General features: G+C 56.7%; 14 protein-coding genes. 6 read left to right on the top strand and 8 right to left on the bottom strand.

Going from position 1 to position 13,464, the window contains the following annotated elements; all coding sequences use genetic code 11:
• A partial coding sequence (locus K341_RS0108085; RefSeq protein WP_026762457.1) for a transposase occupies window positions 1-363 on the top strand: 363 nt, incomplete at its 5' end.
• A 123-nt stretch (window positions 364-486) separates the two neighbouring features.
• Here the strand turns inward: K341_RS0108085 and K341_RS0108080 are convergent.
• Window positions 487-1,800, bottom strand: a complete 1,314-nt coding sequence (locus K341_RS0108080; protein WP_026762456.1) for a sugar phosphate nucleotidyltransferase — start codon at window positions 1,798-1,800, stop codon at window positions 487-489.
• Between the two features lie 327 nt (window positions 1,801-2,127).
• On the opposite strand from K341_RS0108080, the gene K341_RS11705 reads away from it, so the two are divergent.
• The 4 genes from K341_RS11705 to K341_RS11700 all read left to right on the top strand — a co-directional run bounded on the left by K341_RS11705 (window position 2,128) and on the right by K341_RS11700 (window position 5,000).
• Complete coding sequence (locus tag K341_RS11705) at window positions 2,128-3,219, top strand: AAA family ATPase (RefSeq protein ID WP_248676891.1); 1,092 nt, start codon at window positions 2,128-2,130, stop codon at window positions 3,217-3,219.
• Between the two features lie 456 nt (window positions 3,220-3,675).
• On the top strand, window positions 3,676-4,404 hold the full coding sequence (locus K341_RS0108065) for a Fic family protein (RefSeq protein WP_026762455.1): 729 nt from the start codon (window positions 3,676-3,678) through the stop codon (window positions 4,402-4,404).
• Window positions 4,405-4,426: 22 nt separating this feature from the next.
• Window positions 4,427-4,732, top strand: coding sequence for a nucleotidyltransferase family protein (locus K341_RS0108060; protein WP_009349429.1), 306 nt, complete (start codon window positions 4,427-4,429; stop codon window positions 4,730-4,732).
• Entirely contained in the window at window positions 4,713-5,000 is a 288-nt protein-coding gene (locus tag K341_RS11700; RefSeq protein WP_009657861.1) for a HepT-like ribonuclease domain-containing protein, read from the top strand. The genes K341_RS0108060 and K341_RS11700 overlap by 20 nt, the downstream gene beginning before the upstream one ends.
• 240 nt (window positions 5,001-5,240) lie before the next feature.
• On the opposite strand, the gene K341_RS0108050 is transcribed toward K341_RS11700, so the two are convergent.
• From K341_RS0108050 to K341_RS0108020, 7 genes are all read right to left on the bottom strand, one after another.
• Window positions 5,241-6,128 (bottom strand): fructose bisphosphate aldolase, encoded by an 888-nt coding sequence (locus tag K341_RS0108050; RefSeq protein ID WP_026762454.1) that lies wholly within the window; start codon window positions 6,126-6,128, stop codon window positions 5,241-5,243.
• Between the two features lie 228 nt (window positions 6,129-6,356).
• Window positions 6,357-7,262, bottom strand: coding sequence for a succinate--CoA ligase subunit alpha (sucD, locus tag K341_RS0108045; RefSeq protein WP_026762453.1), 906 nt, complete (start codon window positions 7,260-7,262; stop codon window positions 6,357-6,359).
• A gap of 13 nt (window positions 7,263-7,275) precedes the next feature.
• Window positions 7,276-8,466 (bottom strand): ADP-forming succinate--CoA ligase subunit beta, encoded by a 1,191-nt coding sequence (gene sucC, locus K341_RS0108040; RefSeq protein ID WP_026762452.1) that lies wholly within the window; start codon window positions 8,464-8,466, stop codon window positions 7,276-7,278.
• A 143-nt stretch (window positions 8,467-8,609) separates the two neighbouring features.
• A complete protein-coding gene (locus K341_RS0108035; protein WP_026762451.1) occupies window positions 8,610-9,683 on the bottom strand; it encodes an aldose epimerase family protein in 1,074 nt (357 codons plus the stop codon).
• 70 nt (window positions 9,684-9,753) lie between these two features.
• A complete protein-coding gene (locus K341_RS0108030; RefSeq protein ID WP_051217784.1) occupies window positions 9,754-9,960 on the bottom strand; it encodes a ferredoxin in 207 nt (68 codons plus the stop codon).
• A 306-nt stretch (window positions 9,961-10,266) separates the two neighbouring features.
• Entirely contained in the window at window positions 10,267-12,003 is a 1,737-nt protein-coding gene (ptsP, locus tag K341_RS0108025; protein ID WP_026762449.1) for a phosphoenolpyruvate--protein phosphotransferase, read from the bottom strand.
• Between the two features lie 92 nt (window positions 12,004-12,095).
• Window positions 12,096-12,362, bottom strand: coding sequence for an HPr family phosphocarrier protein (locus tag K341_RS0108020; protein ID WP_009658598.1), 267 nt, complete (start codon window positions 12,360-12,362; stop codon window positions 12,096-12,098).
• Between the two features lie 287 nt (window positions 12,363-12,649).
• On the opposite strand from K341_RS0108020, the gene K341_RS0108015 reads away from it, so the two are divergent.
• Window positions 12,650-13,462 carry a tetratricopeptide repeat protein gene (locus K341_RS0108015; RefSeq protein ID WP_026762448.1) on the top strand — a complete coding sequence of 271 codons (813 nt, stop codon included), beginning with the start codon at window positions 12,650-12,652 and terminating at the stop codon, window positions 13,460-13,462.
• Window positions 13,463-13,464: the final 2 nt, after the last annotated feature.

Raw genomic sequence — 13,464 nt, 5'->3', positions numbered from 1 at the left:
CTTCGGGCTGCACAGAGCGAATTTGAGAAATTCTGTGAGACTTGGAGCAAGTATCCGGGCGCAATTCGCGTATGGAAGGACAACTTCCGGCATGTTGAACAACTTTACCAATATGGCAGTGATGTCCGTCGTGTCATGTACACAACAAATGCGATAGAGAGCGTCAATGCAAGTTTTCGCAAAGTAACGAAGCAGGGGGCATTTCAAAGCGAGACGGCTGTGTTCAAGGTGTTTTACTTACGGATCAAGGAGCTGTACAAGAAATGGAAGGGACACTCCATTCAGAACTGGGCGATTGTGATGAATCAACTCTGTATTGATGAGCGTGTCGGACAGATGATCCGAAAATATTCCGCTCTATAAGAAACTTACACACTTTACTTGACAACCCCACAATATCTTATTTTGATATGACATGCTAAAATCTTTCTCTGACGTATTTTGATTATTTATCCGGAAAAATCGTCGCTCCTGAGTATGTATTAATCAACATCCCCACACAACCTTATCCTCGACATCGATATCCTCTCCGACCTGCACTTCCATGACCTTGAGCAGGGTTTCGGCGCGGATGGCGTGGAAGGAGCCGCGGGAGATGCGGACGGTTTGTCCTTCGGAGACGGCGAATTCGTTGCCGTCGAGTTTGACGTGGCCGCGGCCTTCGATGACGGTCCATGTTTCGTCGCGGCGTTCGTGCATGTGGTAGGTGAGAGCATGTCCAGGGCTGAGGGTGATCTTGATGGTGAGGCTGTTCGTGTCGGCGTCGAGGATGTGGAACTCGCCCCATGATTTCTCGGTATACATGACGGGGGTATGGAGTTTTTCGACGTAGGGCTTCATCATGCTGGAGCGGTGCTTGTCGGCGATGAGGATGCCCTCGGGGCTGGCGGCGACGACGACGTTCTTGAGCCCCATGCATAGGATGGGCATGGACGCTGTATTGACGGCGTGGACATTCGAGCAGGTCTCGTCGAGAGTGACGCGTCCGATGGTGTCTTCTGGCATGACGCCGGTGAGGGTGTTCCACGTGCCGATGTCGAGCCATGTGCCGCTGTAGCGCCGGACGGCGATATTCTCTTCCTTCTCGGCGACTGCATAGTCAAAGCTGATTTTCGGCAGTTCCTCATAGCGGTTGTAGAGGTCTTCATAACCGTCAAAGGGGAAGATTTCCTGCATCTTGCCGAGTACATAGCCAAGCCGAAATGCGAAGATGCCGCTGTTCCACAGCGCGCCTTCATCGATATATTTCTTTGCGGTCGCCTCGTCTGGTTTTTCCCGGAAGGAGGCGACTTTGCTTTGTGTGTCGCCTGTTTCGGGGAGGATGTAGCCGTATTTTTCGCTGGGATAGGTAGGCTCGATGCCCATGAGGAGGAGCGGCGCAGCGCCCTCTCGTTCGACCTCGGTGAGGAGGTCTGTGACCGCGCGGAAATAGTCGGAGGCAACGTAGGGATCGGCGGGGCAGATGGCGACGGCCTCTGTGAGCGGTACGCCGCGTACCTCGTGCAGATAGGCGCAGACAAGGGCGATGGCGGGGAAGGTATCGCGGCGGCACGGCTCGACTGAGATGCTCACATCCGTGCCGAGCTGGCGGCGGATGAGCGAGATCTGCGTGCCGGCGGTTGCGATGGTGATGGGAACGCCGGGGGCCGCCTCGCGTACTTGGCGGCAGACGCGCTGGATCATGGATTCGCGCGTGCCGTCTGCGCGGCGCAGGAGACGCAGAAACTGTTTGGAATATAGGTCGTTGGAGAGCGGCCAGAGGCGTTTGCCTGCACCGCCGGAGAGTAGTACGATCTGCATGGAGTTCTCCCTCTTTGAACGGTCTCGAAATCTTACGGCATTATGATAACAGGCGGCGGCGAAAGAATCAAGACGAGGATATTTGAGCAGCGCGGCAGCATAGAACGATTCTCTTATGCTATAATAAACGCATTGGTATATCTTTGATGTAAAAGGGCGTGGTTATTACGGAATGTGATTATGTGATTTTGTCCAAATCATCGGTATCGCCGCTGCGGGACGAGCGGCCTGCGGGGCGATCCAATGTATGCCGGAAAACGCCGGATTTCCCTTTGACTTTGTGGCGCAGCTCGCAGGCTGTGGACACGCGATAGGTGGAGATTTCTCATGGGAAAGATTCTTGGTATTCGGATTCAAAATTACGGGTCGCTGAAAGATGTCAAAATGGGGCGCCTGTTCAGCGATCAGTCGGGCGAAGATTTGGATAATATGGTGGTGATCATTGGCGCGAGCGGTACGGGAAAGAGTACGCTTGCGGACGCGTTCGGCTTTATTTCGGACTGCCTTTCAACGGATGTGGAGACGGCGTGCGATGCGAGTCACCGCGGCGGCTATGATCAGCTGGTCTCGCAGGGGGCGGACGCACCCATTCACTTTGAGATCTACTATCGCGAGACGTCGAATGCACGCCCCATCACCTACGAGCTGACGATCAACAAGGATGATGAGAACCGTCCATATGTGGAGGAAGAGCGTCTGCGCCAACGGCGGCAGGGAAATTCGTACGGGCGTCCGCTCTCGTTTCTCTATTTGATCCGTGGGCAGGGCTATGCGTTCGAGGGCGCGGACGGCGGCCAGGAGGACGGCGGCAGGGACTACGGACGGCGCGTCGAGGTCGAGATGGTTGATCTGCGCAAGCTCGGGGTTGTGACACTCGGCGCGATGAAGCAGTATTCGCGCATCGAGAAGTTTCTGATGTTCCTCAGAAGCTGGTACCTCTGCTACTTCACGCCCGATGCAGCACGGCAGATGCAGTCCGCGGCGCCCGCGCAGTACCTTGACCGTACGGGGAGCAATCTCAACAATGTGGCGCAGTATATGTACCGGGACAATCCAAAGACGTTCAAGCGCGTGCTCGACGAGATCCGGACGAAGATCCCGAACATCGAGAAGATCGAGCCGGTGAAGATGCGCAGCGGGCAGATGGTTTTGCAGTTTTGGAAAAAGGGCTTTACCGAGCCGTTTTTCTCGCAGCGTATGTCGGACGTGGGAGTGTCTGGCGGATGTGATCTATCACGGCGGCAGGGAGCGGATGAAGAAGGGCTGCCCGACCTATGTGGAGCGCGGCAAGCGCAAGCGCGAGTGGGCGGTGAACATCGGGCGGCACATGTGCCCGGATGCAAATGTATCGCCGAGTTTTCGATATTTTTTGAACGAGATCCGAAAGCGGATTTTGCGGGCAACAGAGTAAGTGTATGAGGCGTGAGAGCCGGAGAGAGTCGGTGCAGCGGCGTAAAAACGTACGCATGCGCCGGCTCTTTTTGTATGACCGGCAGGGCTTAAAGGGGGCTATCATATTAATGAAAGAAATGCTATAATGGAAGAGCAAAAATAGTGAGCATATATCGGTCAAAAGAAAATACGCGGAAAGCGCTTGTTGGCAGTAATTCAAAACAAGTATTCTGACAATAATGTGGTTTTTGTAAACATATAAAAAATATCTAGTATACGTATTTATTTCAAGCCGAATTCTGTCAAAGAGCATACACCGCAGAATTTTATTCTGCGAGTCGAAGCAACTGTGCGCGGAGTCCTTGACAATTTACGGCAAATTTAGTTATGTAGGGAGATATTGTACGGGCACAAAATATACGACCTCGAGCGCATTCGGCTCATTGCGATACCTGCCGAACATCGAGTATAAGGAGATTCAATGTGGAATCGCTGCTTGACATTATTGACCAAAAGAAAAAGGTGCTGGACGCGAAACGACCGCTCACACGGGGCGAAATTGAACGTCTGACAGAGGCATTCGCGGTGGAGTACACCTATAACTCGAATGCCATTGAGGGCAATACGCTGACCCTGCGCGAAACGGACATGGTGCTGCACGGGCTGACGATTGCGCAAAAGCCGCTGCGTGAGCATCTCGAGGCGGTGGGGCATAAGGAGGCGTTTGACTTCGTGCTCGAGCTCGTGCGGGATAACGTTCCGCTCTCAGAGCAGGTCATCAAGCAGATTCATGCGCTGGTGCTGGAGGATAAGCGCGCGGATCGCGGCGTTTACCGCAGAGTCCCTGTGAGCATTATGGGCGCGAAACACAATCCTGTACAACCGTATTTGATCCGGTCGGAGATGGAGCTTTTGCTGCTCGTTTACGGAGATCATATGGAGCGGCATATTGTGTCGCGGCTCGCGCAGCTTCACCTCGAATTCGAGGCGATCCATCCCTTCATCGATGGGAACGGGCGCACGGGACGTCTCCTCGTCAATCTGGAGCTGATGAAGGCGGGCTATCCGCCGATCGATATTAAATTCACGGATCGGATGCGCTATTATCAGGCGTTTGACGACTATCACGAGAAGGGGACGATCGACAGCATGGAGGCGTTGTTTGCGGGGTATGTAAATGCACGGCTGGACGATTATCTCGCGATGCTTTGAACTTTGGAGAGGAGGGGCAGAAATGATTTTGACGATTGATGAAATTAAGGAAAAAATTCGTCCGATTTGTGAAAAATATCGGGTAGTTAAATTGTTCCTGTTTGGCTCCTATGCGCGCGGTGAGGCGACGGAAGAGAGCGACGTGGATTTTCATATGGTTGCTCCCAAAGGTATGGGGCTTTTTAAGATGGCAGGCTTTCGACTTGATTTAGAGGAACTGCTGGATAAGGAAGTGGATCTGATCAGCCGGTTATCGGAGGACTGTTATATTTTCAAGGATGCCGTAGAAAGGGATGAGATTTTACTTTATGAAAGTGGGCAAGCGTGATGCGCAGGTGCTGTTGTCGATTCAAAAGTACTGCGACGAAATCAGAGAAACGATGAGATTCTTCGGAGATAATGAAGAGGCGTTCATGAACAGCTATGTCTATCGGAATGCATGTGCTATGCCCATGCAGACGATCGGCGAACTAGTCAAGAGCTTCTCGGATGAGTTCTTGGAACACAGTGAGGAAATCCCGTGGAAGCTCATCAGAGATATGAGAAATATATTTGCACATGCATATCATCAGAATATCAATTTTACTATTGTATGAGAGACAATGCAGAATGATATTCCAATGCTTAGGGAGTTTTGTGCCGGTGTTCTGAAAGAAAACAATTACGAACTCGTACAGGTGAAATCCCTGCGATAAAAGAAGATAGGCTGTATTTCGCCGCATCCGGAGAATCTGTGACTATTATTCCACACGAAAAAGGGCTTGCCGCACACATGCATGATTCATGTATGCGCGGCAAGCCCTTTTTGTGTCGCCGGAAGCTCCGTGGAGAGAGGATCAGGTAATGGAAGCGGCGTAGATGCCGTCGACGGCTTTCTTCAGAACGCTGTTGAACTCGGCATCGCTCTGCCCTGCGCGCAGATCCTGCGAGAGCGCGCGGGAGAAGCTGGCGATGAGTCCGTGGTTGCGGGCGAGCTTCTCATTTGCCTCGTCCTGCGGATAGCCGCCGCTGAGGGCAACAATGCGGACGACGTGCGGATCCTTCATGAGCTCTTCGTAGAGGTTGTCCTCGGTCGGGATCGTGACCTTGAACATGATCTTGGCGTCTGCAGGCAGTTTTGCAAGGTGCTCCTTCATGAAGCCGACCATGATCTTCTCCGCCTTTGCCTTCTCGGGGCAGTGGATGTCCACCTCGGGCTCGAGGATGGGGACGAGCCCTTTGCCGACGATCTGCATACCGACTTCAAACTGCTGGTCGATGATGGCTTTGATGCCCGCCTCGTTTGCCTCTTTGATGACGGAGCGCATCTTCGTGCCGAAGATGTGGCGCTCGTTTGCGCGGTCGAGGAGTGCGTCGAGCCCTGTGATCGGTTTCATGAGCTGGACGCCGTTCTTTTCGTCGGCAAGCCCTTTATCCACCTTCAGAATGGGGATGATGCCCTTTTTCTCCCACAGGAAATCTGCGGTGAGGATACCGTCGATCTTGCGGTCCATTGTATTCTCAAAGAGAATCGCGGCGAGGATTTCTTTCTTGTCAAACGAAGGGCTCTTGATGATGCGCGTGCGCATCTCGTGGACGCGCGTGAACATCTCCTCTTCGCCGTGGTAGGCGCTCTCGTCCACGCCGTACGCCTTCAGCGCCTTCGGCGTCGAGCCGCCGCTCTGGTCGAGGGCTGCGATGAAACCTTTGTCGTGTTGCATCCGCTTGAGTTGATCTTGATTCATTGGGCATGCCTCCTTTTTTCTAATATCTATATTATAGCGCAGGAATGGAAGAAATTCAACGAAATTGAAAATAAATTTCATGGGATAGTATAAAGGGAAATTATAGATATGGGAGAGGGGCGTCGTTCAACTGCATACAAAAATGGAGCGGCACATTTCTGCGCACGCTCCATTTTCATCCGTGATTCACCTATATTCTCTGATTTCGTTCTCTGTCGCTGCACAATCTCAGCAGGTGTGGCACTTTTCGTAGAGCCCCTTTTCCTTGAGGAGCTTCACCATCGTTTCACCAATGTGGGCGACGGTGTCTGCGACGGGGATGCCTGCAGCGTTGAGTGCGGCGACTTTATCCGCAGCGGTGCCCTTGCCGCCGGAGATGATGGCGCCCGCGTGACCCATGCGTTTGCCCGGAGGCGCCTGACGTCCTGCGATGAAGGCGGCGACGGGTTTTTCGGGCATGTTCTCCTCGATCCACTTCGCGGCTTCTTCTTCGGCGGTGCCGCCGATCTCGCCGATGAGGAAGACGGCGAGTGTGTCGGGGTCTGCCTTAAAGAGTTTCAGGACGTCGATGAAGTCCATGTCCTTGACGGGGTCGCCGCCGATGCCGACGGTGGTTGTCTGTCCGATGCCGGCGTTCGTGAGCTGGAACGCCGCCTCATAGGTGAGGGTGCCGGAGCGCGAGACGAGCCCGACATGTCCGGGCTTTGCGACGCTGGTCGGGGTGATGCCGAGTTTTGCCTGATTCGGCGTGAGGAGTCCCGGGCAGTTGGGGCCGAGGAGGCGGGTCTTTTTGCCCTGCATGTAGCGGCGCACCTTGACCATGTCGAGGACGGGGATGTGCTCGGTGATGCAGATGACGAGCGGCAATTCCGCGTCGACGGCTTCCATGATGGAGTCGGCGGCAAAACGCGCGGGGACGTAGATGACGGAGGCGTTCGCGCCGGTTGCCTTAACGGCATCTCTGACGGTGTTGTAGACGGGGACGCCCTCGACGACCTGTCCCGCCTTGCCCGGGGTGACGCCCGCGACGATCTGCGTGCCGGCGTCGAGCATCTGCCGCGTATGGAAGAGGGCGGCTTTGCCCGTGATGCCCTGCACGATGGCTTTGGTATGTTTATCAATCAAAATGGACATAGCTGAACCTCCCTTACGCCTTCGCCTTTGCAACGAGTTCTACGATCTGTTTTGCGCCGTCTTCCATGGAGGCTGCGGCGAAAACATTGCCGATCGGTGTGTTCTTCAAAATCTCGCGTCCTTCGGTGACCTTCGTGCCCTCGAGACGGACGACGACGGGGACGGGGAGGGATTTGCCGTCTTTGGAGATGAGCTTTGCGGCTTCGATGATGCCGTTGGCGATGTTGTCGCAGCGGTTGATGCCGCCGAAGATGTTGACGAAGATGCCCTTTGCCTGTCCGCCTTCGAGCATGATGTTAAAGGCGGTTGCGATCTTCTCGGGGGCGGAGTCGCCGCCGACGTCGAGGAAGTTCGCAGGATCTCCGCCGCAGTGCTTGAGCATGTCGACGGTCGCCATGGCAAGACCCGCGCCGTTGACCATGCACGCAACGTCGCCGCCGAGGTTGACGTAGTTGAGTCCGTGCGCGGAAGCTTCGAGTTCTTTCGGATCTTCTTCGCTGTCGTCACGGAGCTCGGCGATGTCCGGATGGCGGTAGAGCGCGCTGTCGTCAAAGTTGAGCTTCGCATCGAGGGCGATGACATCGTCGTCCTCGGTGACGACGAGCGGATTGATCTCGACCTGCGAGCAGTCCTTGCCGATGAAGGCGGCATAAAGACGCTGCATGAGCGTCGAGGCCTTGCGAACGGCGGGCGCGGGGATGTTGATGGCGTATGCCATGCGCGTCGCCTGGAACGGCATGAGTCCGACGACGGGATCGATGTATTCCTTGATGATCTTCTCGGGGTGCTCCTCGGCGACCTTTTCGATCTCGACGCCGCCTTCCTCGGAGCCCATCATGACGATGCTCGCGCTGAGGCGGTCGATGACGAAGGAAAGGTAGAACTCTTTCTTGATCTTGGAGCCCTCTTCGATGAGCAGGCGGTTGACGACCTTGCCCTCGGGACCTGTCTGATGCGTGACGAGCGTTTTGCCGAGTAGCTCACGCGCGTAGCGGCGCACCTCATCGGTTGTCTTTGCGATCTTGACGCCGCCCGCTTTTCCACGCCCCCCGGCGTGGATCTGCGCCTTGACGACGATGACCGGACTGCCCAGTTTTTCGGCGTTGTCGACGGCTGCGTCCACGGTGAATGCGGGCAGTCCGTTCGGGACTTTGACGCCGTATTCGCGCAGCACCTGTTTGGATTGATACTCGTGAATGTTCATTTACCCAATCCTCCCTTTTGTGAGTAGAACCTACATGTAACTCCTATATTAACCCTGTTTGACGGGATTGTCCACAGATTTTCAACGTCAATACGATTGAAAAAATTAGAAGAGATATAACCGTATTCTATGAAAAAATTGGTCTATACCGAGTCGATTTTGTAGACAGCCTCGGCAGTGAACAGCTCGTCCATAGCGAGAATGGGCTGCGGAAATGCGGGATTGGCAGGGGCGTTTGGGAAAAACTGCGTCTCGAGGCAGAATCCGCTCCGTCGGGGAAAGACGATGCCGCCCTTGCCCGGCGGAGTATCCCCGCGCAGGTTGTTGCCTGTGTAGAACTGCACGCCGATGCGGTCGGTATAGCAGGAGAGGATGAGTCCTGTTTTTGGGGCGGCTACACGTGCAGCTTTTTTGAGGTGCGAGTATGGCTCGGGTGCAAAGTCGCCGCGCAGTACCCAGTTGTGGTCGTAGCCGTGCGCCATTTGCACCTCGTCATAGTCCGCGTCGATGCGATCGCCGATGCGGCGTGGTGTGGTGAAGTCCATCGGTGTGCCTGCAACGGGGAGAATGCGCCCGTCGGGCAGGGATTCTGCGTCCGCCCATGTGAAGGTGTCGGCGTAGATCTCGGCCGTGTGGTCGAGGATGCTCGGGGCGGTGCAGCCCTCGAGGTTGAAATAGCTGTGGTTCGTGATATTGCAGATGGTCTCGGCATCGCTGATGGCTTCGTATCGGATGGAAAGGGCATCGTCGCCCGTGAGTGTATAGGTGACCTTCACCTCAAGGTTGCCGGGGAAGCCGCCCGTGCCGTCGGGGCTGACGGTTGTAAAACGGACGCCGTCATGGACGATATCCGCGTCAAAAAGATGTGTGTGCAGACCGTGCGCGCCGCCGTGGATGTGGTTCTGTTTCTTTGATCCGCTGTTGAGCTCGAGCAGGTAGGGGCGGCCGCCGACGGTGATGCGCCCGCCCGCGATGCGATTGGCGTGCCGTCCGATGACGGCGCCCATGTATGCGGTGTCGCGCACATAGTCCTCGCCGCGCGTGTAACCGAGTACGATGTCGACGGGGTGCCCCTGGACGTCTTTTTCAAAGCGCACGAGACGTGCACCGTAGGTCGTCACGGCGACGCGTGTGCCATGCTCGTTGGTTAGTGTGTAGAGATCGATGTTTCGACCGTCGGGCATTTTGCCGAACGGCTCCAGCTTCAGTTCTGTCATGGCATTTCCCCCGAAAACGTGACGTACTGCAAGAAAAGGTGAAACAAATCAATTTCATTTTAGTATAATTTTAGTTTGATGGCACAGTCTGCTCCCATATAATTGCGCCGACAGGGCAGTCCTCCGCCGCCTCGAGCGCATCGTCGGTCTCTATGGGCTGCGGCTGGCGCACGACCTCTGCGGATCGCGCCGCGCGGTCGATGCGAAAGACGTCGGGCAGGCGCTCGGCGCACATGCCGCAGGAGACACAGAGGTCGGTGTGGATGGTGAGCGGCACGAGGCATCCCCCCTTCTCATGTATCTTAGGTCGTTCTTGATGTTCTCATCGGATATGTTTTAGCGCCGCTTGGGCATCCGCCCTGCCAAAAAAGCGGCGCTTAAAACCGGCTGCGGCGGATACCCAAACGGCACACGCGTTACGGCGCAATCCGCCATATAGCACCGCCCGCCCCGTCTCATATGAAACAGAGCTGTTACACTTGCGCGTGCAACAGCTCCGTCTTGATCGTCAAATATAACACACACACATAGGATACCTCATGCAGCACATGGCGTCTGTGAGAAAAGCAACAGGAGAAGAAATTTATCCTTCGGCGACGGTGCCTGTCGTATCGCCGAGCATTTTGTGCACATAGGCGCGGATGTCGACGCCGTGCTCCATCTTCATGACGTCGGCGAGGAGATCCTTTGCCTGCGTCGATGTGACGGAGCGGATCATCTCCTTGACGCGCGGGATGGACGGCGCGCTCATGGAGAGCTCGGTGATGCCCATGCCGAGCAGCAGCACGGCGGCGTACGGGTCGCTCGCCATCTCGCCGCACATGCCCGCCCAGATACCGCGCTCGCGCGCGCTTTGGATCGTGCGTTGGATGAGCCGCAGGACGGCGGGGTTGAACGGGTTGTAGAGATGCGCGATCTGGGCGTTGCCCCGGTCGACCGCAAGCGTGTACTGGATGAGGTCGTTCGTGCCGATGCTGAAGAAGTCGACGTAGGCGGAAAGGAGCGGGGAGACGACGGCTGCCGCCGGAGTCTCGACCATGATGCCGACCTGTACGTCATCGGAATACTCTTTGCCCTCGTGGGCGAGCTCGACTTTCGCCTGCTCGACGAGCTTTTGCACGCGCTGGATCTCGCTGACGCTGATGACCATTGGCACCATCATGGCGGCTTTGCCGTAGAGTCCCGCACGCAGGATCGCTTTGATCTGCGGCAGGAAGAGGTCGTGCCGGTCGAGGCTGATGCGCAGCGCCCGGTAGCCGAGGAACGGGTTCTCCTCGGGATCGATGTTGAGGTAGGGGAGCGGCTTGTCCCCGCCGATGTCCATCGTACGGATGACGCAGATATGATCGCCGCATTTCTCGACGGCGGCGCGGTAAACTTTGAACTGATCCTCTTCGGTCGGGATGGTCGAGGAGCCCATGAAGATGAACTCCGAGCGGAAGAGTCCGACGCCCTCCGCGCCGTAGGTCAGCGCGTTGTCGACATCCATGTGGGTGCCGATGTTCGCCGTCAGCTCAATGCGCACGCCGTCCTTTGTGACGGCGGGGAGATCCTTGAGCGCGGCGTAGTGGGCGGCGAGTTTTTTCTGCTCGTCGATCTTCGTTTCATAGAGCGCACGCTCTGCCTCGGTCGGGCGGATGACGATGTCGCCGCGGCTGCCGTCGAGAATGACCTCGTCGCCGTCGCTGATGAGCTCGATCTTATCGCCGATGCCGAGGATGGTCGGGATCGCGCGCGCCTTGGCGATGATGACGACGTGGCTCGTCGCGCTGCCAGAGCCCAAGATGACGCCCGCGATCTGATCTGTCGGCATTCCCGCGACGACGGACGGCTCGATCTCCTCACCGCAGAGAATGAGCTGGCCTGCGCCGGGCTCGGGCTCCTTCACGCCGAGGACATATTTGGCAATGCGCTTGCCCACATCGCGCAGATCGACGGCACGCGCGGCGAAGTATTCATCCTCCATCTGCTCAAAGACCTGCGCCTGCTCGTTGGCGGCATCGAGGATGCCCTGCGGCGCGCTGCCGCAGGCTTCGATTTTACTCCGGATATTGTCCGCCATCATGGGGTCCTGCACCATCATGCGGTGTGCCTCAAGGATCGCGGCCTGCTCCGCCTGATCCTCTTTGCGCAGGCGCTCGATGGTTGTGAGCAGGGTCTCCGTGACGGCTGCAATCGCCGCTTCCGCTTTGCTCTCTTCCTCCGCGAGCGTTCCCGGGTGGTAGGCAGCGAGATAGCCGTCGAGGTTTTGCCCCGCGAGCATGACTGTGCCGACGGCAATCCCCGAGATCACACCTTTTCCACGGATGGTCTCCGACATATATATCCCCTCTTTCCGTGTGAAAAATTCCCGATGAAAAAGGCGCCTCGGGGCGAAGTGCGCACTGCAAAACCCCGGGGCGCCGGCATATGTTACTCTTCGCCGAACTTCGACTTGATGAGCCCTGCGAGCTCCGCGACTGCCGCCGCCTCGTCCTCGCCCTCGGCGATGATGGTGAGTTCGGTGCCCTTGACGAGCCCCATGCTCATCAGCATGAGGATGCTCTTGGCGTCAACCTTTTTGCCCTTCGCCTCGAGTTGGATCTTGGACTTGAACTTCGTCGCGGTCTGAACGAATACCGATGCGGGACGCGCATGGATGCCCGTTTTGTTCTCGATTGTCACCGTTTCCTGCGTCATATGAACCTCTCCCATCCGAAAAAATGATAAGCACATATCCCCATTGCACCCGTATCCTGACGCACATGGCGGTGTTTTTGGATGCAAATGAATGTCACGGTCATTATACTATAAAATACCCTCCAAAATAAAGGGTGGAAATAAAAATGTTTTTCAAGAATATTTTGCAGAAAAAGGAAGGATTTTTCTCATTCGTGTCGAAAGAGTCCTAGAATACCTGTGCGGTGAATGCGGCATAGGAAACGCGGCGTGGAGATCGAGGGGAAAAGGAGGGAGGCGGCGCAGTGATGCAGATCCGGCTTTCCTCCGTCGTTCTCGCGGCACTGCTCGGTGTCGGGCTTGTCGCGGGGCTGATCGCGTTTAGCCCCGCGCTGACGCGGATGTACTATGTACATCTGGCGCTGCTGATCCTCGGTACGGGCGCGTGTGTGACAATCTATAACCGAAGAGCCGCACATCGGGTGCGCCCGCGGGCAGATGCGGCGCCGCTTTCCTTTGAGGAGGATCCGGACGCTGTACCGGAGCCGATCACGGATGCGGCGGCTGCCGGAGCACCGTCCGCGGATCCGGCGGTGTGCATGGAACCGGAGCGCTCCGTATCGATGCACGATGCTGACGCTCCTGCCGATCACACGGCGGACGAAGTGCGTTCCGCCGCGTCTCATCCGGTCTCTGACGTACCCGTTGTCGCTGCGGAGGAGGAACGGCTGCCGACCGATCTCGATGCGCTGCTTGACATCGCGTACGAGTCGGCGGCGCAGAACCCCGCGCATGCCATACGTGCGTACCGGGAGGCGCTCGCGCGGCATCCCGGAGACTCCTATATGCCGTATCTGGTCATTGAGCTCTCGACGCTCTACAAGAACATGGGCGACTACGGCGCGGCACGCAGCCTGTTCAACCACGCGCTCACGCTGCCGAGCATCGCGCGGAACCTCGTCATGGTGCAGGAGTTCCAAAGATCCCTGCGGTACATGGACGCGCTCTCCCTTCTGCTTGCCCTGCGGGGCACGCCGACGCTTCCCTTTGGCGACGTGCCGAAGGATTTGATCGACGCGGCGAACCGACAGGCGGACGAGGCACCCGCTTCCCACCCTTGACA

The sequence above is a fragment of the Centipeda artemidis DSM 19719 genome, from assembly GCF_000426665.1.
Classification (GTDB): Bacteria; Bacillota; Negativicutes; order Selenomonadales; family Selenomonadaceae; genus Centipeda; species Centipeda artemidis.
The sequence above is the reverse complement of the archived record's forward strand: the minus strand, read 5'-3'. Positions and strand labels throughout refer to the sequence as shown.

What these genes read in the sequence shown, in the direction of transcription:
- K341_RS0108080 (WP_026762456.1), bottom strand. Translation starts at nt 1,800, where the DNA reads ATGCAGATCGTACTACTCTCCGGCGGTGCAGGCAAACGCCTCTGGCCG.
- K341_RS11705 (WP_248676891.1), top strand. Translation starts at nt 2,128, where the DNA reads ATGGGAAAGATTCTTGGTATTCGGATTCAAAATTACGGGTCGCTGAAA.
- K341_RS0108060 (WP_009349429.1), top strand. Translation starts at nt 4,427, where the DNA reads ATGATTTTGACGATTGATGAAATTAAGGAAAAAATTCGTCCGATTTGT.
- K341_RS11700 (WP_009657861.1), top strand. Translation starts at nt 4,713, where the DNA reads ATGAAAGTGGGCAAGCGTGATGCGCAGGTGCTGTTGTCGATTCAAAAG.
- K341_RS0108050 (WP_026762454.1), bottom strand. Translation starts at nt 6,128, where the DNA reads ATGAATCAAGATCAACTCAAGCGGATGCAACACGACAAAGGTTTCATC.
- sucD (WP_026762453.1), bottom strand. Translation starts at nt 7,262, where the DNA reads ATGTCCATTTTGATTGATAAACATACCAAAGCCATCGTGCAGGGCATC.
- sucC (WP_026762452.1), bottom strand. Translation starts at nt 8,466, where the DNA reads ATGAACATTCACGAGTATCAATCCAAACAGGTGCTGCGCGAATACGGC.
- K341_RS0108035 (WP_026762451.1), bottom strand. Translation starts at nt 9,683, where the DNA reads ATGACAGAACTGAAGCTGGAGCCGTTCGGCAAAATGCCCGACGGTCGA.
- ptsP (WP_026762449.1), bottom strand. Translation starts at nt 12,003, where the DNA reads ATGTCGGAGACCATCCGTGGAAAAGGTGTGATCTCGGGGATTGCCGTC.
- K341_RS0108020 (WP_009658598.1), bottom strand. Translation starts at nt 12,362, where the DNA reads ATGACGCAGGAAACGGTGACAATCGAGAACAAAACGGGCATCCATGCG.
- K341_RS0108015 (WP_026762448.1), top strand. Translation starts at nt 12,650, where the DNA reads ATGCAGATCCGGCTTTCCTCCGTCGTTCTCGCGGCACTGCTCGGTGTC.